Source organism: Pseudogemmatithrix spongiicola (genome assembly GCF_030623445.1).
GTDB classification, from domain to species: domain Bacteria; phylum Gemmatimonadota; class Gemmatimonadetes; order Gemmatimonadales; family Gemmatimonadaceae; genus Pseudogemmatithrix; species Pseudogemmatithrix spongiicola.
This window is the reverse complement of record NZ_CP130613.1, coordinates 1,680,620-1,699,739: the sequence shown is the minus strand read 5'-3', so window position 1 is coordinate 1,699,739 and position 19,120 is coordinate 1,680,620. Positions and strand designations below refer to the sequence as shown.

General features: G+C 69.2%; 22 protein-coding genes and 1 pseudogene. All 23 read left to right on the top strand.

Going from position 1 to position 19,120, the window contains the following annotated elements; genetic code table 11:
• The first annotated feature begins 32 nt into the window (after window positions 1-32).
• The 23 genes and pseudogenes from Strain318_RS07765 (at window position 33) to moaA (ending at window position 19,054) form a co-directional block, all read left to right on the top strand.
• Entirely contained in the window at window positions 33-1,772 is a 1,740-nt protein-coding gene (locus Strain318_RS07765) for a TonB-dependent receptor plug domain-containing protein (protein WP_367885137.1), read from the top strand.
• Between the two features lie 55 nt (window positions 1,773-1,827).
• Window positions 1,828-2,697, top strand: coding sequence for a YicC/YloC family endoribonuclease (locus Strain318_RS07760; RefSeq protein WP_367885136.1), 870 nt, complete (start codon window positions 1,828-1,830; stop codon window positions 2,695-2,697).
• Window positions 2,694-3,338 carry a guanylate kinase gene (gene gmk / locus Strain318_RS07755; RefSeq protein WP_367885135.1) on the top strand — a complete coding sequence of 215 codons (645 nt, stop codon included), beginning with the start codon at window positions 2,694-2,696 and terminating at the stop codon, window positions 3,336-3,338. The genes Strain318_RS07760 and gmk overlap by 4 nt, the downstream gene beginning before the upstream one ends.
• Window positions 3,339-3,454: 116 nt before the next feature.
• On the top strand, window positions 3,455-3,667 hold the full coding sequence (locus tag Strain318_RS07750) for a DNA-directed RNA polymerase subunit omega (protein WP_367885134.1): 213 nt from the start codon (window positions 3,455-3,457) through the stop codon (window positions 3,665-3,667).
• A gap of 32 nt (window positions 3,668-3,699) precedes the next feature.
• Entirely contained in the window at window positions 3,700-4,899 is a 1,200-nt protein-coding gene (gene coaBC / locus Strain318_RS07745; RefSeq protein WP_367885133.1) for a bifunctional phosphopantothenoylcysteine decarboxylase/phosphopantothenate--cysteine ligase CoaBC, read from the top strand.
• Complete coding sequence (locus Strain318_RS07740) at window positions 4,896-5,939, top strand: uracil-DNA glycosylase (protein ID WP_367885132.1); 1,044 nt, start codon at window positions 4,896-4,898, stop codon at window positions 5,937-5,939. The genes coaBC and Strain318_RS07740 overlap by 4 nt, the downstream gene beginning before the upstream one ends.
• Window positions 5,902-7,338 (top strand): replicative DNA helicase, encoded by a 1,437-nt coding sequence (dnaB, locus tag Strain318_RS07735; protein WP_367885131.1) that lies wholly within the window; start codon window positions 5,902-5,904, stop codon window positions 7,336-7,338. The genes Strain318_RS07740 and dnaB overlap by 38 nt, the downstream gene beginning before the upstream one ends.
• Window positions 7,339-7,375: 37 nt before the next feature.
• The gene (gene radA / locus Strain318_RS07730; RefSeq protein WP_367885130.1) at window positions 7,376-8,782 is read left to right on the top strand and encodes a DNA repair protein RadA; all 1,407 of its coding nucleotides are present in this window, start codon (window positions 7,376-7,378) and stop codon (window positions 8,780-8,782) included.
• A complete protein-coding gene (gene ispD, locus Strain318_RS07725; RefSeq protein WP_367885129.1) occupies window positions 8,779-9,483 on the top strand; it encodes a 2-C-methyl-D-erythritol 4-phosphate cytidylyltransferase in 705 nt (234 codons plus the stop codon). The genes radA and ispD overlap by 4 nt, the downstream gene beginning before the upstream one ends.
• On the top strand, window positions 9,476-10,144 hold the full coding sequence (locus Strain318_RS07720) for an L-threonylcarbamoyladenylate synthase (RefSeq protein WP_367885128.1): 669 nt from the start codon (window positions 9,476-9,478) through the stop codon (window positions 10,142-10,144). The genes ispD and Strain318_RS07720 overlap by 8 nt, the downstream gene beginning before the upstream one ends.
• 9 nt (window positions 10,145-10,153) lie before the next feature.
• Entirely contained in the window at window positions 10,154-10,624 is a 471-nt protein-coding gene (locus tag Strain318_RS07715) for a low molecular weight protein arginine phosphatase (protein ID WP_367885127.1), read from the top strand.
• 4 nt (window positions 10,625-10,628) lie between these two features.
• Entirely contained in the window at window positions 10,629-11,456 is an 828-nt protein-coding gene (locus tag Strain318_RS07710; RefSeq protein WP_367885126.1) for a shikimate dehydrogenase family protein, read from the top strand.
• A gap of 34 nt (window positions 11,457-11,490) precedes the next feature.
• A pseudogene (locus Strain318_RS07705) lies at window positions 11,491-11,673 on the top strand (double zinc ribbon domain-containing protein); the annotation flags it as partial.
• Window positions 11,674-11,703: 30 nt separating this feature from the next.
• Window positions 11,704-12,231: a ComF family protein gene (locus tag Strain318_RS07700; protein ID WP_367887897.1), complete on the top strand. Its 528-nt coding sequence runs from the start codon at window positions 11,704-11,706 to the stop codon at window positions 12,229-12,231.
• A 31-nt stretch (window positions 12,232-12,262) separates the two neighbouring features.
• Window positions 12,263-13,276 (top strand): type I glyceraldehyde-3-phosphate dehydrogenase, encoded by a 1,014-nt coding sequence (gap, locus tag Strain318_RS07695; RefSeq protein ID WP_367885125.1) that lies wholly within the window; start codon window positions 12,263-12,265, stop codon window positions 13,274-13,276.
• A 10-nt stretch (window positions 13,277-13,286) separates the two neighbouring features.
• Window positions 13,287-14,483: a phosphoglycerate kinase gene (locus Strain318_RS07690; RefSeq protein ID WP_367885124.1), complete on the top strand. Its 1,197-nt coding sequence runs from the start codon at window positions 13,287-13,289 to the stop codon at window positions 14,481-14,483.
• A 184-nt stretch (window positions 14,484-14,667) separates the two neighbouring features.
• Window positions 14,668-15,417, top strand: coding sequence for a triose-phosphate isomerase (gene tpiA, locus Strain318_RS07685; RefSeq protein WP_367885123.1), 750 nt, complete (start codon window positions 14,668-14,670; stop codon window positions 15,415-15,417).
• 61 nt (window positions 15,418-15,478) lie between these two features.
• Entirely contained in the window at window positions 15,479-15,865 is a 387-nt protein-coding gene (gene secG / locus Strain318_RS07680; RefSeq protein WP_367885122.1) for a preprotein translocase subunit SecG, read from the top strand.
• Window positions 15,862-16,980: a glutamine-hydrolyzing carbamoyl-phosphate synthase small subunit gene (gene carA / locus Strain318_RS07675; protein ID WP_367885121.1), complete on the top strand. Its 1,119-nt coding sequence runs from the start codon at window positions 15,862-15,864 to the stop codon at window positions 16,978-16,980. The genes secG and carA overlap by 4 nt, the downstream gene beginning before the upstream one ends.
• 95 nt (window positions 16,981-17,075) lie before the next feature.
• Entirely contained in the window at window positions 17,076-17,399 is a 324-nt protein-coding gene (locus Strain318_RS07670; RefSeq protein WP_367885120.1) for an HU family DNA-binding protein, read from the top strand.
• Window positions 17,396-17,653, top strand: a complete 258-nt coding sequence (locus Strain318_RS07665; RefSeq protein ID WP_367887941.1) for a MoaD/ThiS family protein — start codon at window positions 17,396-17,398, stop codon at window positions 17,651-17,653. Before Strain318_RS07670 ends, Strain318_RS07665 begins: the two co-directional genes overlap by 4 nt.
• Before the next feature lies 1 nt (window position 17,654).
• Window positions 17,655-18,086, top strand: a complete 432-nt coding sequence (locus tag Strain318_RS07660; protein ID WP_367885118.1) for a molybdenum cofactor biosynthesis protein MoaE — start codon at window positions 17,655-17,657, stop codon at window positions 18,084-18,086.
• Complete coding sequence (moaA, locus tag Strain318_RS07655; protein ID WP_367885117.1) at window positions 18,083-19,054, top strand: GTP 3',8-cyclase MoaA; 972 nt, start codon at window positions 18,083-18,085, stop codon at window positions 19,052-19,054. The genes Strain318_RS07660 and moaA overlap by 4 nt, the downstream gene beginning before the upstream one ends.
• Window positions 19,055-19,120 lie beyond the last annotated feature (66 nt).

The following is a 19,120-nucleotide window of genomic DNA, read 5'->3' as shown; positions in this document are numbered from 1 at the left end:
GGTTCGGCGCCCTCCTCATGGGGGCGCCGTTGGTGTCGTGCCTTGGCGCGCAGGACACGGTTCCGCTGCGCAATGACAGCACCGCTGCGCGCAGGGATAGCACACCGCCGCGCGATACCCTCAAGACGGCATTTGCCGCCGCGGAGCGTCCTCGCGGCGCGGAGCTGCGCGGGCGGCAGTACGTCTGGTCGCGCGAGACGATCTTCGTCACCGGCGCGCAGAACCTCGCGGAACTCATCGCGGAAGTCCCCGGCGCGAGCATTGTGCGCTCGGGCTACCTGATGGCGCCCATCGTCACGAGCTGGCAGGGTCAGCCGGGCCGGGTCCGCGTGTTCCTGGACGGCGTGGAGCTCGACGCGCTCGACGCGCGCATGGGCGAGCAGCTCGACCTCGCGGCGATTCCGCTCTACGGCCTCGAAGAAGTCGCCGTCGAGCGCGCGGCCACGGAGTTGCGCGTGCATCTGCGAACCTGGCGCGCCGAGCGCACGACGCCGGAGACGCGCGTGGACGTCGGCACGGGCGCCGAGAACTTCACCCTGTATCGCGGCTACTACGCGCGGCGGTTGCACAATGGCGGCGGATTCCAGATTGCGGCCCAGCAGTTCAGCGTGATCAACGGCCTCACGCGCGGCGATGGCGACTCGTTCGGCGGCGTGGCGCGGCTGGGCTGGGCGGCCGGCGACTGGAGCGTGGACGCGGTGGGCATGTCCTCCGGGCGGAAGCGGGCGGCGACGCGTCGCTACGTGCGTGGGAGCGCGCCCGTGGACGTGGCGATCCCGCGCTTCGAAGGCAGCGAGCGCCTTGGCTACCTGCGCGTCGGATTCCGGCAACCGGAGGCCGAGGGATTTTGGGCGCAGGCCATCGCCGCGACGCAGGCGTACATGGAGGACGATTCGCTCGCCTCGAGCGGGACGACGCCGGATCCGGATACCCTGCGCTCGCAGTCGCAGTACGTGCTGACGGGCGGATGGACACAGGGTGCGCTGCGGCTGAGCGCTGCGGCGCGCTACCGCGTGCGCGGGGGTGAGGCGCGGCTCGCGCCCAGCATTCGCGCGTCGTACGAGCGTGAACGGCTGGCACTCGCGGCGTTTGCGGAAGTCGATGGCCCGGATTCGACACGGCGCGTGGACGTGAGCGCGCGGTTGCTGCCGCTGCGGTGGCTGTCATTGGGACTCGCGGCCGGGCAGCAGACGCCCGCAAACGCCGCAGTCCAGGGGCCAGACCGGAGCACGGCCCGCGCAGAACTCGGGCTCGAGCTCCCGCGCCATTGGCTGCGAGTCGGGGCGGTGCAGCAGTCCGAGGCGCGCGTTGCTGGTTTGGCGATCTACGACACGCTGTTCACTGCGGCGCGGATTCCGGAATCACGCGGGTTCAGCCTCGCGTTCGGCGGCCAAGTGTGGGGGCCGTTCAGTCTCGACGTGTACGGCGTCGATTGGGGGGATGAACAGTTCTACCGCCCGCGCCATCAGGTGCGCTCCGCGCTGCAGGTGGAGACCGGCCTGCGCCGCTGGCTCAAGCGCGACACGTTCTGGCTGCGGGGGAGCTTCGTGCATGACTATCGCAGCGATCTCCTCGCGCCGGGGGCCGGCGGCACTGTGCTCAAGGCCAAGGGCACCGGCGTGCAGGCGATCCTCATCGACATCCGGCTCGGCCAGGCGCACATCTTCTTCCACAACCGGAACTTCACGGGCGAGGTCTACGAGACTGTGCCCGGCTACCTCATGCCGCGCCTCATCCAGCAGTACGGTGTGCGCTGGGAGTTCTGGAACTAGGTCGCTTGTCCAAGTGACTGCGGCTGCGTAACTTACGGGCTCTATGCTGCGATCAATGACTGGGTTTGGAACGGCCGAAGGACCGGTCGGCGGCACGCGCCTGAGTGTGGAGCTCCGCTCGGTGAACCATCGGTTCTTCAATCCCAGCCTGAAGCTGCCGAGCGCGCTGTCGCGGTTTGAAGGCGACGTACGCGAGCACCTGCGCCAGCGGATCGCCCGTGGACATGTCACGGTCTCGGCACGCGTGGTGCGTGAGCAAGAGGCCGCGACACTGGTGGACGAGGCGAAGTTCGCCGCCGCAGCGTCGGCCCTGAAGGCCCTGCAACAGCGGCACGGATTGGATGGCGCCGTGGATGTCGCGACGGTGTTGCGCATGCCGGACGTGCTGCAACTGACGCGCGACGACGCGGGCCTCGATGCCGCGACCGTCGAGGAACTACTGCCCGTCGTCGACGCGGCGGTCGTCGCCCTGCAGGCCATGCGGGCGGCGGAAGGTGCGCGCCTGGCGCAGGTGATCGCCGAGCGCCTGGCGCTGGTGGAGCAGGCGGTCGCGCGGATCGCGGCACGGGCGCCGGAGCGCGTGCTCGCCCAACGCGAGCGACTGCGCGAGAACGTCGAGAAGCTGGCGGGCGGCATCGCCGTCGATCCACAGCGACTGGCGCAGGAGATTGCCATTCTCGCCGACCGCCTCGATGTCGGCGAAGAGCTGGATCGCTTCGCGAGTCATATCGCCGCGTTCCGCGAGGCACTCGCGAGCAAGACGGGCGAAGGCGTCGGCAAGCGCCTCGGGTTCCTGCTGCAGGAGATGCTGCGCGAGGCGAACACGACCGGCAGCAAGGCCAACGACGCGCCGATGCTCCAGGACGTGGTGGCGATCAAGGAAGAGCTTGAGCGCATCCGCGAGCAGGTGGAGAACGTCGAGTGACGCGGCAGCCGTTTCCGCTCGTGCTCTCCGCGCCCTCGGGTGCGGGCAAGACGACCATCGCCCGGATGCTGCTGAAGCGGCGCAGCGACGTGGGCTACTCGGTGTCCTGCACGACCCGCGCCCCGCGGCCCGGCGAGGTGGATGGCGTCGACTACCACTTCTTGACGCCCGAGCAGTTCGACGCCGCCGTGGAGCGCGGGGAGTTCGCCGAGTGGGCGGAAGTGCACGGGCGGAAGTACGGTACGCTCGTGCGCGAGGTGAAGGCGGTGATGGACCGCGGCCAGCACGTGATGCTCGACATCGACGTGCAGGGCGCGCGGCAGGTGGTGCAGCGCTTCCTCGATGCGGTGACGGTCTTCGTCGTGCCGCCCTCCGCCGAGGCCCTGGTGGCGCGGCTGGCGGGCCGGAACACCGAAAGCACGGAGATGCTGGCGCTGCGGCTCCGGAACGCGATACAGGAACTCGAGGAGGCGGAGCGCTACCAGCATGTGGTCGTGAACGACAACCTCGAGGACGCCGTCGCGCGCGTGAGCGCGCTCATCGACGAGGAGACCCTCAAGCGCGAGCGGTTGCCGGCCCTCGGCAAGGACGTGGACCGGGTGGTGACGCGGATCCAGCAGGAGTTGATGGCCCGGATCTAGGGCCGGCCGAGGGACCAGGCGGGCCGGCGCAGCAGGGGGTCCGCCCGGTTTCGGAACGCCCGGCCGCTGGTTATCTTTCGAGGTCTAGGCAGCAGCCAATTTTCAGGAGCAGTCCGATGCAAGTCTTTACGCCGAAGGACATTACCGAGCACGCGACGAACAAGTACCTCGCGGTGCTCGTGGCGGCCAAGTATGCGCGTGTGTTGAACGAGTTCCCGCGCGACCGCTCGAAGAACGAGAAGAAGCTCTCCACCCGCGCGCTCGAGGACCTGAAGGACGGGGACATCGAGTACCGCGTGGTGCCGCGCCGTCGCGCCAAGGGCGCGTAACCCGCGCGGCGTCGGCCTCGGGCCTGCGCGCCGTGCGCCCGTTTGACGGTCGCCGCATCCTCCTCGGAGTCACCGGGGGGATCGCCAGTTACAAGTCCGCCTGGCTCGCCCGCCTGCTCACGCAGGCCGGCGCCCAGGTGGATGTCGTTTTGACCCGGTCCGCGCGCGAGTTCATCGGCAGCGTGACCTTTGAGGCGCTCACCGGGCGCCCGGTGCACACCGTCCTCATCGGCGACGGGCACGCCCTCGACCACATCCGGCTCGCCCGGGAGGCGGAGCTGATCGTCATTGCCCCGGCGACGGCTGATTTCCTCGCGCGTGCGGCGCATGGCCATGCCGATGAGCTGCTCTCGGCCACCCTGTTGGCCGCGGAGTGCCCCGTGCTGCTCGTGCCGGCGATGAATGACAAGATGTGGGCCAACGCCACGGTGCGGGCCAATTGCGCGGCGCTGGCGGCGCAGGGTAAGCACATCCTCGACCCGGGCGTGGGGCCGTTGGCGTCGCCCGATGAAGGCGCGGGGCAGGGGCGCATGCAGGAACCCGAGACCATCGTCGCGCACTCTGCGCGGTTGCTCGAGCCCCGCGGCAAGCTGGCCGGCAAGCGCATCGTCGTGACTGCGGGCCCGACACGCGAGCCGCTGGACCCGGTGCGTTACCTGACCAATCACTCCACGGGCAAGCAGGGCATCGCCTTGGCCGAGGCGGCGTGGCGTCGCGGCGCCGCGGTGGTGCTCGTGCACGGGCCGCTGAGCGCGCCTGCGCCGGTGGGCGCAGTGCTGAAGCCGGTCGAGACGACGCAGGACATGGCCGAGGCGGTTGCCAGCGAGGTCGGCGATGCCGACGTGCTCATCATGGCCGCCGCGCCTGCCGATTTCCGCCCGGCGCAGGTCGCGTCTGCAAAGATGAAGAAGACGGGCACGGCGCCGACGCTCGCGCTCGAGGAGACGCCGGACATTCTCAAGTCCACGGCCGGGCACCGCAAAGCGGGCATGATTGCCGTCGGCTTCGCCCTCGAGACGGACGACGTGGCCGAGAACGCGCAGAAGAAGCTCGCGGCCAAGCAGCTGACCATGATCGTTGCGAACAGCGCCCGCGAGGCGGGCGCCGGCTTTGGGCACGATACCAATCGCGTGACGATCTTCGCCGCGAATGGGACGGCGGAGGAGTTTCCCTTGCTCAGCAAGCGCGAGACCGCCGATGCGATCCTGGATCGCATCGAGGCCATGCTGTGAGCGAGTCGCTCGAGCGGCTGCGCCAGTATCTCGAGCAGCGCCGCGAACTCGGCGAGACTGAGTTCGTGCTCGATTCGCTGTCGATCGAGGATGCGCTCAAGGCCCTTGGCGGCAGCGCCGCACTCGCCGGCGGCACGCCGCGGAGCGCCGCGGCGGCGCCAGGGCGTGAGGCGCAGCGCATGCCCCCGCGCGGCGACTCGGATCTGCATCGCGCGGCCGAAGCGGCCGCGGCGTCGGGCGACTGGCGCGAGGCGTTGCGAGCCGTGAACGCCGAGGAAGGCGGCGCTTCTGCGAAGCCGGTTTCGAAGCCCGCGCCGAAGGCAGAGACGCGCGCTGCCGAGCCGTTGGATACCGCCTCGGCCGTTGCTCCTGCCGGCACCACGGCGCCGACGGCCGGCGCACCGGGCAGCGATGCCGATCGCTCGCCGAGCGCGTCAGGGGCGCCGTTGCAGGTGGGGGCGGGCGCCGCGCCGAGCGGGCTCGCCCATCTCGAGTCGCTCGAGGCGGTGGCCGGCGCAATCGCCGGATGCTCGCTCTGCGCGCTCTCGAGTACCGCGCTCAATCACGTGCCGGGCGAAGGCAACCCGCAGGCGCGGTTCGTGGTGGTCGGCGAAGCGCCCGGGCAGACTGAAGATGAACTCGGCCGGCCGTTCGTCGGCAAGAGTGGCGAGTTGCTGACGAAGATCCTCGAGGCGATTGGCTTCAAGCGCGAGGACGTTTTCATCTGCAACGTCCTCAAGCATCGGCCGCCCGGGAATCGCAACCCGAGCAGCGACGAGATCCACGCCTGTCGTCCGTTCTTGCTGCGGCAGCTTGAGCTGCTGGAGCCCAAGGTCATCCTCTGCGTGGGCACCTTCGCCGCGCAAACCCTGCTAGCCACCGACGCGCCAATCGGTAAGTTGAGGGGCGTCGTGCACCGGTATCACGGGATCCCGCTCGTGGCCACGTATCATCCCGCCGCGCTGCTGCGGAACCCCAACTGGAAGCGCCCCGCCTGGGAAGATGTCCAGCTCGCCCGTCGAATTTTCGATCGCCCGTAAGGGCCCGCCTGATGCGTTCGCGGACCGCCGCCCTCCTTGGTCGGAGGACGCGGAGCGTGCCGTGCTTGCCGCCATGCTGCTCTCCGGCGACGCGATCGTCACCGCGTTGGAGCTCGTCACGGAAGACATGTTCTACCGTGAGGGGCATCGCCGGCTCTTCCGGTCGATGCAGGCGATCCACAACGGCGGCGCGGTGGTCGATCCGCTCACGCTCTCGAACGAGCTCGAGCAGCGCGGCGACCTGCAGGCGGCGGGCGGCAAGGAGTACATCGGCGGGTTGCTCGATGAGATCCCGACCGCGGCGAACGTTGAGCATCACTGTCGCATCGTCCGCGACAAGGCGCTGCGGCGGCGGCTGATCGAGACGGCCACCTCGCTGGTGCGCGAGGGCCACGAGTCGCCGGCGGAGATTGCCGAGCTGCTCGACCTGGCCGAGCACAAGATTCTCGAGCTGAACGACCAGCGCGGCAGCGAAGGCTTCATCCGCATCAAGAGCCTGCTCTGGAGCGCGATGGAGCGCATCGAGGTGCTGCGCACCGCTGGCGGCAGCATCACCGGCGTACCGTCCGGCTTCGTCGACCTGGACAAGATGACGCTGGGCTTCCAGCCCTCGGACCTCGTGATCGTCGCGGCGCGTCCGTCGATGGGCAAGACGGCCTTCGTGCTCAACGTCGCGCAATACGCGGCCATCGAAGGCAATGTTCCGACGGCGATCTTCTCGCTGGAAATGAGTACTCAATCCCTCCTCTTGCGTATGCTCGCCTCGGAGGGATACGTGGATGCCCAACGCTTGCGCAGCGGTCAGTTGACCGCGCAGGACGCGTCGAACCTCGCCAAGGCCGCGGCCTTGCTGGGCCAGGCGCCGATCTGGATCGACGACACGCCGGGCCTCTCGGTGCTGGAGGTGCGCTCGCGCGCACGCCGCCTCAAGAGCCAGGCCGACATCAAGCTGATCATCGTCGACTACCTGCAGCTGCTCAGCGGTCCGCCGAATTCGGAGAGCCGTCAGCAGGAAGTCTCGGCGATCTCCCGCTCCCTCAAGGCGCTGGCCAAGGAACTCGAGGTGCCGGTCCTGGCGCTCTCGCAGCTCTCGCGTGCCTCGGAGCAGCGCGGCGGCGAGAATCGCCGGCCGCAGCTTTCCGACCTGCGCGACTCCGGCGCCATCGAGCAAGACGCCGACGTGGTGCTGTTCATCTACCGCCCCGAGATGAACGAGCGGCCCTACGACGACCAAGGCAATCCGCGCATGGTGTCGGGCACGACGGACATCCCGCTCGACGGCTACGCGGAAGTGATCGTCGGCAAGCAGCGTAACGGGCCGACGGGCCACATCCGCTTGCATTACCGGAAGTCGCACACGCGCTTCGAGAACTGGACCAGCCGCCAGCACGAGGGGTGATGCGAGGTCTCGCGCGTCCGCGACGCCGGAGCCGGCCATGGCGATGAAGGCCAAGTCCGTCTATCGCTGCACGGAGTGCGGCGCCGAGTCATTGCGTTGGCAGGGCAAGTGCGACACCTGCGGCGAGTGGAACACGCTCGTCGAGGAGCTCGTGGCGCCCAAGGTGAGCGCGAGCAAGGCCGCCGGCGCCCAGCGGCGCCTCGGGGGTGCGAACGCCTTCGGCGAGGGCGGTCAGGTGCTCGAGACCCCGCGCCTGCGCGACGTGCTGGGCGCGGAGGAGCACCGGTGGACCACGGGAATCGCCGAGTTTGACTTCGTGCTCGGTGGCGGCGTCGTGCCAGGCTCGATGGTCCTCGTCGGCGGCGAGCCGGGCATCGGCAAGAGCACGATCCTGCTGCAGGTTGCGGCGCGGCTCGAGGGCGAGGGACATAGCTGCCTCTACGTGAGCGGCGAGGAATCGCCGCTGCAGGTGAAGCTGCGCGCCGATCGGCTGGGTTCGACCGCCGGCAGCGTCGCGCTGCTCGGCGAGACAAACCTCGAGACAATTCTCGCCACCGCCGCGCAGGCGCAGCCCAAGGTGATGGTGGTCGACTCGATCCAGACGGTGTTCACGGGCGATCTGGAAGGCGCGCCCGGCAACGTGGGGCAGGTGCGCGAGTGCGCGGCGCGGCTGATGCGTTTCGCGAAGGAGAGCGGGACCGCAGTGTTCGTCGTCGGGCACGTGACGAAGGGCGGCGGCATCGCCGGGCCGAAGACGCTCGAGCACATCGTGGACACGGTGCTCTACTTCGAGGGCGAGGGCTCGGCGGATCACCGCGTGCTGCGCGCCACGAAGAACCGCTTCGGCTCGGTGGACGAGATTGGCGTGTTCCGCATGACGGTGCAGGGGCTCGAGGCGGTCGAGAATCCCAGCGCGCTCTTCCTCGGTGAGCGCAGCGAATCGCCGGCCAGTGGCTCGGCGGTGACCTGCCTCATGGAGGGCTCGCGGCCGATGCTGCTGGAGGTGCAGGGCCTCGCGGCAAAGGCGGGCTTCGGCACGCCGCAGCGGGTGAGTACGGGCTACGACGCGCGTCGGCTCGCCCTATTGCTCGCCGTGCTCGACAAGCGCGCGGGACTCTCGTTCGCGCAGCTCGACGTCTTCCTGAACGTGGTCGGCGGCGTGCGCGTGCAGGAGCCCGCCGGCGATCTCGCAGTGGCCGCAGCGCTGGCGTCGAGCTTCTACGACAAGCCGCTGCCCGGTGACGCGATCTTCCTTGGCGAGGTCGGGCTGGGCGGCGAGATCCGCGGCATCTCGCAGGCGGAGCGTCGCTTGCTCGAAGCAGAGAAGATGGGCATGCGCCGGGCATTCGTGAGCCAGCGCTCGGTGCCGAAGCGGCTGCCCAAGCAGCTCAAGGTCGAGGGCGTGCCGGATCTGGTGGCCTTGTTCCGGGCGCTGTTCCGATGAGCCGTGTCGGCGTCGTGATCGTCGCGGGCGGCAGTGGGAGCCGCGTCGGCGGCGCGGAACTCAAGCAACTGCGCTGGGTGGCCGGCAAGCCGATGCTGCTGCACTCGCTGCAGGCGTTCCAGTCGATTCCCGAAGTCGCGATGGTCGTCTGCGTGCTGCCCAAGCAGTACGCGGGCGATCCGCCACCGTGGATCTTCCAGAGCGATCCGGAGCGCATGCTCATTTCGGTGGGCGGCAAGACGCGCGCCGAGTCGGTGTCCAATGGACTCGAGGACCTGCCCGCCGAGTGCACGACGGTGTTGATCCACGACGCGGCACGCCCGCTGGTGAGCGTGCCGATGATCCGCCGCGTCATGGACGAGGCGAAGAAAGGGCACGGGGCGATCGCAGCGCTGCCGGTCGTGGACACGCTGAAGCGCGTGGATGCCGACGGCCGGATCGTCGAGACCGTGAGCCGTGAGATGCTCTGGCGCGCGCAGACGCCGCAGGGATTCCCGCGCGACGTGATCGTGCAGGCGCACGCGGAGGCGAAGCGCGCCGGCTGGCACGCCGAGGCCACCGACGATGCCGCGCTCTGCGAGCGCCTCGGCATCGCGGTGCACGTGGTGCGGGGTAGCGAACGTGCGCTCAAGGTCACCGAAGCGGCGGACTTCGCGCGCGCCGAGCTGATGGCCGGGTGGAACGAGGGCGACGATGCCTGAACCGCGCGGGCTGCCGTTCTGGTCTCAAGAGGAGATCGGGGCGGCGCTCGGTCCGGCGCTCGCCCATCTGCGCGAGGGGCGCGTGCTCGCGTACCCGACGGAGACGCTGTACGGCTTCGGCACGACGATCGACAACGAGGCCATCGAGCGCCTCGTGACGCTCAAGCGACGACCGGCGGCGAAGCCGTTCCTGCTGCTGGTATCGGACACCCCGATGCTCGCGCGGCTGGGGCTGCACCTCACGCAGCCCGCGGCGATGCTCGCGGCTCGGCATTGGCCGGGGCCGCTCACGCTGGTGCTTCCGGGCGGCGAGCGTCGCATCCCAGACCGCCTGCGCGGACCTGAAGGTGGCGTCGCCGTGCGATGGACGCCGCATCCCGGACTGCAGCGGCTCATCGCAGCGCTCGGCGACCCGATCACGAGCACCAGCGCGAATCGGCCGGGGGAACCCGCCGCCACCGCGGCGCGCGAGGTTCTCCGCGACTTCGCAGGCCCGATCGCTGCGGGGCAGGTGCTCCTGCTCGATGCCGGCCAGTTGCCAACCGACACGCCGTCCACCGTCGTGGACTGCACCGGGCGCCGGCCGCGCGTGATCCGTCCTGGCGCGATTCCCGCCGACGTGCTCCGCGCGAGTTGCCCCGACCTCGTGGGCGACCGTTAACTTCCGCGTATGCAGCTGCTCTTCGTGTGCACGGGCAACACCTGTCGTTCGCCGATGGCCGAGGCCATCGCACGGGCGGCGGTGACGGCGCGCGGCTTGACGGATTTGCAGGTCGGCAGCGCGGGCACGAGCGCCTGGGACGGCGCGCCCGCGTCTGACGGTGCGCTGCTCGTCTCGCTTGAGCACGGGCTCGCCCTCGAAGGTCATCGCGCGCGTGCGCTGTCGCGCGAGATCGTCGCCGCCGCCGACCTCGTGCTGACGATGGGCCCGCATCACGCCGAGCGCGCCGTCGCCCTCGGTGGTGCGGGAAAGACGCACTTGCTTGCGCACTTCGCCTCGCATGGCGGCGATGCGACGCCGATCGCCGATCCGTTTGGCGGGGATCTCGACGCGTATCGCGCGACGTTCGCCGAGCTCGACCGCGCGATCGGCAAGATCCTCGACCGCGTCGCGGCGGAACGCGGCAGCACCGGCCGCTGAACCGGTGTCCCAGCCACGGCGGCTGGTGCTGCTCGGCCATCCCGTGGCGCACTCGCTCTCGCCGCGCTTTCAGCAGGCGGCGCTCGATCACCTCGGGATTCCGTTGCGCTACGAGGCGCTCGACGTCGCGCCGGATACCCTGCGTGCAACGCTCGAGCGGCTTGGCGAAGAGGGCGCGGCGGGCAACATCACCGTGCCGCACAAGCAGGCGGCCATGGCGTGCTGCGACGTGCTCACGCCGCTCGCCGAACGCGTGGCCGCCGTTAATACCTTTTGGTCCGACGCCGACGGCCGGCTCCACGGGGACAACACCGATGTGGGCGGATTCGAGGCGGCACTCTCGTCGCTGCTCGAGCGCGACCTCACGGGCCTGCGCGTGCTCCTGCTTGGTGCCGGTGGTGCCGCGCTGGCCGTGCGCGAGGCCGTTCGGGGTTGGGAGGGCGCTGCACTGCGCGTGCACGCCCGTCGGCCGGAGCAGGCGCGGTCGTTCATCGCGCCGCTCGGCGCGCGGGCGCAGGCCGTCACCGACGCGGAGCTGTTGAATCGCGAGGTGTTGGACGCGGTGGACGTCGTGGTGAATGCGACGCCGCTCGGCCTACACCCGGACGACGCGTTCCCGTTTCCGCCCGAGGCGTTGCATCCGCACACGGCCGTGCTCGATCTCGTCTACGGGCGCGCAGTGCCCACACGGTGGGTATCGGCCTGCCGCGCACGCGGACTCGCGGCGGATGATGGACTGCGCATGTTGGTGGAGCAGGGCGCCCTCGCCTTCGAGCGGTGGTTCGGCCTACCCGCGCCGCGGCAAGTGATGCTGGACGCAATACGCCGCTGATACGTCGGCAGGCTGGAAGGCACATCCTCCCAGCATGTTGCGAGCGATGGCCACAGCAGCCCTGCAGCTGCTGCTCCCACGGCACTGTGCGAGGTGTGAGGCCGCCTTAGCCGAGCACGAACGCGGTGTGGTGTGCGGCGCCTGTTGGGCGCGGCTCCCGCTGCTGCCACAGCCGCAATGCCTGCGTTGCGGCCATCCCCGTGCGCCGCGTGGCGCCTGCAATGGCTGCGCCCTCCTGCCGCCGTTCGTGCGCTGCGCCCGGTCGCTCTGCTGGGTTCCGCATCCCGTCAGCTCCGGCCTGCTGGCCGCGCTCAAGTATGACGGCTGGCCCACCGTCGCCGAGGAGATGGGCGCGCGGATTGCACGCCTGCCGTGGCCGCCTGACGTGTTGCGGGAGCGCGCGGCGCTGCTTCCAGTGCCGCTGGCGGCGGCCAAGCAGCGCGCGCGAGGCTACAACCAGGCGCAGCGGCTCGCCGAGGCCGTGGGACGCCGCTGGGGGCTGCCCGTCTGGACCGACGTGCTGCAGCGCCGGCGAGCGACGCCGTCGCAAACCTCGTTGACTCGCGGGGAGCGCTTGGCGAACGTTCACGGCGCGTTCTCGTGCGCGGATTTCGCGGCGGCCCAGGTCACTGGCCGGCACCTGATCCTCGTCGATGACGTGTTGACCACCGGGGCGACGCTCAATGCCTGCGCCGAGGCGCTGTTCGAGGCGGGGGCCCGCACCCTGAGTTACCTGACGTTTGGCCGGGCCCGCACCGCTGCGGACCGCCCTTGATCCTTCACAGTCTGCCCACAGGAACCGGGCCATGTCTGCAAAGCTTCGCGTTGGCATCAACGGATTCGGCCGCATCGGCCGCCAGGTCGTCCGCGCCGCCAAGGAGCGCGGTGCCAACCTCGATATCGTCGCCATCAACGACCTCACGGACACGAAGACGCTGGCGCACCTCTTCACGTACGACTCGGTGCACGGCCGCTTCGAGGGCACCGTGTCGCACGACGACGAGTCCATCACGATCAACGGCGACAAGATCAAGGTCCTGAAGGAGAAGGATCCGGCGCTGCTGCCGTGGAAGGACCTCAAGGTCGACGTGGTGCTCGAGAGCACGGGGCGCTTCACGAAGGCCGACGACGCCAAGAAGCACATCGCCGGCGGCGCGAAGAAAGTGATCATCTCCGCGCCCGCCACCGGCGAGGACATCACGCTCGTGCTCGGCGTGAACGGCGACAAGTACGATGCCGCCAAGCACACGATCATCTCGAACGCCAGCTGCACCACGAACTGCGTCGCGCCGATGGTGAAGGTGGTGCGCGATACCTTCGGCATGAAGCACGCGTCGATGGTGACGATCCACAGCTACACCAACGACCAGAACATCCTCGACCTGCCGCACAAGGACCTGCGCCGTGCGCGTGCCGCGGCGCTCTCGATGATCCCGACCTCGACGGGCGCCGCGAAGGCGACCTCGCTGGTGATCCCGGAAGTGAAGGGCAAGATCGACGGCACGTCGATCCGCGTCCCGACGCCGGACGTGTCCATCACGGAGCTCACGGTGGAGGTCGAGAAGGGCACGACGATCGCCGAGGTGAACGCGGCGTTCAAGGCGGCCGCCGAGGGCGCGCTCAAGGGGATTGTCGGCTACTCCGAGGAAGAGCTCGTCAGCGTGGACTACATCGGCAACCCGCACTCCGTGGTGCTCGATGCCAAGTGCACGAACGTCATCGACGGGACGCTGGTGAAGGTCTCCGGCTGGTACGACAACGAGTGGGGCTATTCGTCGCGCTGCGTCGATCTGCTCGAGATGGTCGGCAAGTCGCTCTAAGGCGCGTCCCATGCACACCAAGACGATCAAGGACCTTGGGGCCGCGGAGCTCGCCGGCCGCAGGGCCCTCGTGCGCGTGGACTTCAACGTCCCGCTCAGCGACGACGGCAAGGTCGCGGACGACACGCGCATCCGTGCGGCCGTGCCGACCATCCAAACGCTGCTCAAGGCCGGCGCCCGCGTGGTGCTGTGCTCGCATCTGGGCCGCCCCAAGGGCAAGCCGGAGGCGAAGTACTCGCTCGCGCCGGTCGCGCCGCGGCTCGCGGAGTTGCTGGGCAAGCCGGTGACCTTCGTGCCGCACGTGGTGGGCGCCGAGGCCGAGGCGGCGACGAAGGCGCTCATGGATGGCGAGGTCTGCCTGCTGGAGAACACGCGCTTCGAGGCCGGCGAGGAGAAGAACGACGCGGCGCTGAGCGCCGCGTTCGCCAAGCTGGGTGACCTCTACGTGAACGACGCCTTCGGCGCGGCACATCGCGCGCACGCGAGCACTGAGGGCGTGGCGAAGTTGCTCAAGCCAGCCGTCGCGGGCCTGCTCATGCAGAAGGAGCTCGACTACCTCGGCGGGGCGCTCGAGAAGCCGAAGCGTCCGTTCATCGCGATCCTCGGCGGCAGCAAGATCTCGGGCAAGATCGACGTCATCGAGGCGTTGCTGCCCAAGGTGGACGGCATCCTCATCGGCGGCGCCATGGCCTGCACGTTCTACAAGGCCATGGGCTTCGAGACGGGCAAGTCGTTGGTCGAGCCGGACCGCGTGGACATGGCGAAGGACCTCATGGAGCGCGCGGCGTTTCGCCTGACGATTCCGCACGACGCGACGGTGGCGCCGGCGATCGCCGAGGGCGCGAAGGCGCATGCCGTGAAGCGCGACGAGATCCCGACCGACGAGGCGATGCTCGATATCGGCCCCGACTCGGCGGCCAGCTATGCCCGCGCCATTGCATCGGCGAAGACCATCATCTGGAACGGGCCCATGGGCGTGTTCGAGACGGCGCCGTTCGACAAGGGCACGAATGCGATCGCGCAGGCGATGGTCGAGGCTACGAAGAAGGGCGCGACGACAATCGTCGGCGGTGGCGACTCTGCCGCGGCCGTCGAAGCGGCCGGGCTCGCGACGGCGATGTCGCACGTCTCGACCGGCGGTGGGGCCTCGCTCGAGTTCCTCGAAGGCAAGGTGCTGCCGGGCGTTGCGGCGTTGGACGCAAAGTAGGATCGACTTCGCCACGGAGGCACAGAGGCACGGAGCCGTGCGCGACGCGTCGACGGCCTCTGTGCGTGAAGCCTTCAGGGCCGTTGTTCCGTTGTGTTGAAGTGGCAGGAACTCTCCGCGAGGCACGCACGGCTCTGTGCCTCCGTGCCCCTGTGGCAATGCAGTCCACGCAAATCCAATTGACATGAAGTCGCTCGTATTCGCCGCGAACTGGAAGATGAACCAAGCCCCCGCCGACGCGGAGGCGTTCATGCGCACGTTCACGGCGCAGTACGCCAAGCAGCAGGACCGGCGCGTGCTGTTCTTCCCGCCCGCGGTGTCGCTGCATGTGTGCATGGCCGCCGTGCGCACGCGCTCGGACCTCGAGTGCGGCGTGCAGAACATCCATTGGGAAGACAAGGGCGCCTTCACCGGCGAGACGTCGGCGTCGCTGGCCCGCGGGGCGGGGGCGCGGCACGCGCTGATCGGCCACTCGGAGCGCCGCCATGTGTTTGGCGAAACCGATGCCGAAACCAACAAGAAGGTCGCGGCCGCGGTGCGGGCAGGCATCACGCCCATGCTCTGCGTCGGCGAGAAGCTCGAGGAGCGCGAGGCGGGCAAGACGCTGGACGTCTGCCTGCGGCAGTTGCGTGCCGGCTTCGAGGGCATCGATGCAGCGCACGTGGCCTCCGCGATGGTCGCCTACGAACCCGTGTGGGCCATCGGCACCGGCAAGACGGCTACCCCGGCCGATGCCGCCGAGGTGCACGCGGCGCTCAGGGCCGAGCTCGTGAGGATGGTGGGCGAGCGGGGCGGGGCGGTGCCGATTCTCTACGGCGGCAGCGTGAACCGCAGCAACGTCGAGGCCCTGATTGCCGTCGAGGACGTGGATGGCGTGCTGGTCGGTGGAGCCAGCCTCGACGCGGAGCAGTGGTTGGCCATCGTCCGCAGTTGACCCAATGGGCTAACTCCGGTATTCTTCAAGGCTTACCTCATCTGTAGCCCCCAGGACTGCTGTGTATACGTTCCTCCTCGTCATCCTCATCATCGACGCGCTGATCCTCGGTACCGCCGTGCTGCTCCAGGCCGGCAAGGGCGGGGGCCTCGCGGCGAGCTTCGGCGGTGCCTCGTCGTCGTCCGATTCTCTCCTCGGCACGCGTCAGGCGGGCAACCTCCTGACCAAGACCAGCTGGTGGGCCGGCGGCATCTTCATCGGCCTCGCGTTCGTCCTGCAGATCATGTCGGCGCGCACGCGCGTGCCGACCTCGATTCTCGATCGGGCGATGACGCCCGCTGCGCAGACGGCGCCGTCCGCGTCGCCCGCTGCTGAGCCCTCGGCCCAGTCTGCCGTGCCGCTCGAGGCCGCGCCGACGACGCCGACCACGCCGCCGCCCCAGCCGTGACCGACATCCAGCATGACGAACCAGGGTTCCTCCTCCTCGAGGACGGGACCCTTTTTCTTGGCCGTCTCCACGCGCCGCTGAAGGCCGCCGCCACGGCGGAGGTTGTCTTCACGACCTCGATGAGTGGCTACCAGGAGACGTTCACCGACCCGTCGTACCGCGGCCAGATCGTCGTCATGACGGCGCCGATGATCGGCAACTACGGCGTCAACTCCGAAGACCCCGAGTCGGCGCAGCCGCACGTGGCTGGCGTGGTGGTGCGGGAGCTCTCGCGCACGCACTCGAACTGGCGTGCCGAGCAGGGGCTGGGTGAGTGGTTGATCGCCGCGGATGTGCCGGTGCTGTCGGAAGTTGATACGCGTCGCCTCACGCGGCACCTGCGTACGGTGGGCGTGCTGCGCGGGCTGATCGGAGCGGGCGTCGAACCGACGGCCGCGCACAAGGCGGAGCTGGCGGCCTGTCCGTCGATGAGCGGCCTCGACCTGGCCTCGCGCGTGTCGACGAAGGAGCCGTACCTCTGGGGCGACGCGAAGGCGCCGCACCACATCGTCGCCTACGACTACGGCATCAAGCGCAACATCCTGCGGATGTTCGAGGATCGCGGCTGCCGGATTACGGTCGTCCCCAGCACGACGCCCGCCGCCGAGGTGCTTGCCAAGAAGCCCGACGGCGTGTTCCTCTCGAACGGCCCCGGCGACCCGGAGGCCGTGACCTACGCGCCGGCCAACATCAAGCAGATCGTCGAGGCCGGTGTGCCGGTGTTCGGCATCTGCTTGGGGCATCAGCTGTTGGGCATCACCTTTGGCGGGCGCACGACCAAGCTGCCGTATGGCCACCGCGGCGGGAATCACCCCGTGAAGGACCTCGCGACGGGCGACGTGCTGATCACGTCCCAGAACCATGGGTTTGCGGTGCAGGGCAGCGCCGAGGGCATCCCGGGCGCCCCCGAGTTGGCGGTCACCCATCTGAACCTGAACGACGGGACCGTGGAAGGCCTGCGGCATCGTAATCGGGCCGTGTTTGGGGTGCAGTACCACCCCGAAGCCGCCCCCGGTCCGCACGATGCGGTCCCGCATTTTGACGAGTTCATTGCAGCCCTTGGCGGGGCCCAATAGGCCCCGCCGGAACGCGCGCAACCGCTTGACACACAACAGCTAACGTCCTAACCTTTGGGCACTTACGGCTATCGGGCCGTCAACCCCTCCTCGATATGTCGATGACCAAAGCGGACCTTGTGGAGCGTGTCACGGAGGCGATGTCCCAGACCTCCGGGCCGATGATTTCGAAGAAGGACTGCGCCCGCGTGGTGGACGCCTTCCTCGACGCCATCAAGGACGCCTTGAAGGAGCAGAAGAACATCGAGGTGCGTGGGTTCGGCACCTTCAAGATCCGCAATCGGAAGACCCGCATGGCTCGCAATCCGCGCACCGGCGCCCCGGTTGAGGTCTCGGCCCGTCCGGTGCCGGTGTTCAAGCCCAGCAAGGAGTTGCGGGCCCTGGTCGCCGACCTGGAGATGGTGCCCGAGGAGGGGTGACCCCCTCCGTGAAGCACCGCGTCCAGCTCTTCGCGTCCTGGAGCGACACCCTCGGCCCTGAAGTCGAGGTCGAGTTGCCCGCGGGCGCTCGTGTGGCCGACCTGCTCGAGACGCTCGAGACGCAGGCCAAGTCCAAGTCCATCACGCCGTTGCCGCGTCCGTCCGTGGCGCTGAATCAGCGTTATGCCAAGCCGGACGCCGTGCTCGCCGCCGGCGACGAGATCGCGATCATTCCGCCTGTGGCCGGGGGCTGACGTGCGCACCGCCCTCGTGGACCGCCCGCTGGACCCGACCGCCCTCTTGGCGGAAGTCGCGGCCGTGAGTTCGGGCGCAAGCACGCTCTTCGTGGGCACGGTGCGCCGCAGCAACCAAGGGCGAGCCGTGACGGGCATCGACTACTCGGCGTACGCGCCGATGGCCGAGGCGGAGATGCAGCGCATCGCCGAGGAGGCCGTGGCGCGCTTCGGCACGCCGCATGTCGTCGTCGAACATCGGCTGGGCACACTGACGCTGGGCGAGGCAAGCATTGCCATCGCGGTGAGCCACGAACGGCGCGCCGCGGCCATGGACGCGCAGCGCTACATCATCGAGGAGTTCAAGGCGCGGGTGCCCATCTGGAAGCGCGAGCACTACGTGGACGGCGACCGCGCGTGGGTGGACAACCAAGGCGGGGCGGTGGCGGTATGAGAGACCAGTTCGGGCGCAGCATCGAGTATCTGCGCATCTCGGTGACGGACCGTTGCAACTTCCGCTGCGTGTACTGCATGCCCGCCGAAGGCCTGCAATGGCTGCCGAAGGAGGAGATCCTCAGCTACGAGGAGATCACCGCCGTGGTGCGGCAGCTGGCGCCATTGGGGCTACGACGCCTGCGCATCACGGGTGGCGAGCCTACGATCCGGCCGGACATCGCCCGCTTGATCGCAATGCTGAAGGCGGTGCCCGGCATCGAGGACATCGCGCTTTCCACGAACGGGGCCAAGCTGCCGGCCATGGCCCGCGAGCTTCGTGAGGCCGGGCTCGATCGCGTCAACATCAGTGCCGATTCGCTGCGACCGGATCGCATCGTCGCGATCGCGCGGCGGGACTTGAAGTTCGAGCCCGTGAAGGCGTTCGAGGCCGCGCTCGACGCTGGCCTGGAGCCCGTCAAGGTGAACGTGGTCGTGATGCGCGGCGTGAACGATGATGAGGTCGAGGACTTCGCGCGGCTCACGCAGGCGCTGCCGATCCACGTGCGTTTCATCGAGTTGATGCCCGTGGGCGAGATGGCGCATCTCACGGACGCGCACATCGTCCCGAGCGACGAGCTGCTGCGGCGCGTGGCGACCATCGCGCCGCTGGAGGCCGCGAGCGGCCCCGCCAAGGGCAACGGGCCGGCCAAGTACTACAGGCTGCAGGGGGCGGCGGGCACGGTGGGCGTCATCACGCCGATGACGCACACCTACTGCGGCGACTGCAACCGCGTGCGCCTCACGGCCGACGGGCGCCTGCGCACCTGTCTCTATGGCGACCACGAGGTGAACCTGCGCGAGCCGCTGCGTGCCGGTCTAGGACTGGAGCCGCTGTTTGTTCAGGCGCTGGCCGAGAAGCCCAAGGAGCACAACCTGCTGCAGCTCAAGGTCGGCGGGCTCAAGGCGCTGTCGCAGGTGGGCGGCTGAACGGCAGTTCACCTAGCCCAGTGCACCCGCTAAATTCTCACTCACTTCGCAGCACCCAGACCCCCC

Bases quoted from the DNA above. Each gene is read 5' to 3' on its own strand.
- gap (WP_367885125.1), top strand. From the start codon at position 12,263: ATGTCTGCAAAGCTTCGCGTTGGCATCAACGGATTCGGCCGCATCGGC.
- radA (WP_367885130.1), top strand. From the start codon at position 7,376: ATGGCGATGAAGGCCAAGTCCGTCTATCGCTGCACGGAGTGCGGCGCC.
- Strain318_RS07715 (WP_367885127.1), top strand. From the start codon at position 10,154: ATGCAGCTGCTCTTCGTGTGCACGGGCAACACCTGTCGTTCGCCGATG.
- moaA (WP_367885117.1), top strand. From the start codon at position 18,083: ATGAGAGACCAGTTCGGGCGCAGCATCGAGTATCTGCGCATCTCGGTG.
- Strain318_RS07760 (WP_367885136.1), top strand. From the start codon at position 1,828: ATGACTGGGTTTGGAACGGCCGAAGGACCGGTCGGCGGCACGCGCCTG.
- Strain318_RS07670 (WP_367885120.1), top strand. From the start codon at position 17,076: ATGTCGATGACCAAAGCGGACCTTGTGGAGCGTGTCACGGAGGCGATG.
- Strain318_RS07690 (WP_367885124.1), top strand. From the start codon at position 13,287: ATGCACACCAAGACGATCAAGGACCTTGGGGCCGCGGAGCTCGCCGGC.
- Strain318_RS07750 (WP_367885134.1), top strand. From the start codon at position 3,455: ATGCAAGTCTTTACGCCGAAGGACATTACCGAGCACGCGACGAACAAG.
- tpiA (WP_367885123.1), top strand. From the start codon at position 14,668: ATGAAGTCGCTCGTATTCGCCGCGAACTGGAAGATGAACCAAGCCCCC.
- dnaB (WP_367885131.1), top strand. From the start codon at position 5,902: ATGTCCAGCTCGCCCGTCGAATTTTCGATCGCCCGTAAGGGCCCGCCT.
- Strain318_RS07720 (WP_367885128.1), top strand. From the start codon at position 9,476: ATGCCTGAACCGCGCGGGCTGCCGTTCTGGTCTCAAGAGGAGATCGGG.
- ispD (WP_367885129.1), top strand. From the start codon at position 8,779: ATGAGCCGTGTCGGCGTCGTGATCGTCGCGGGCGGCAGTGGGAGCCGC.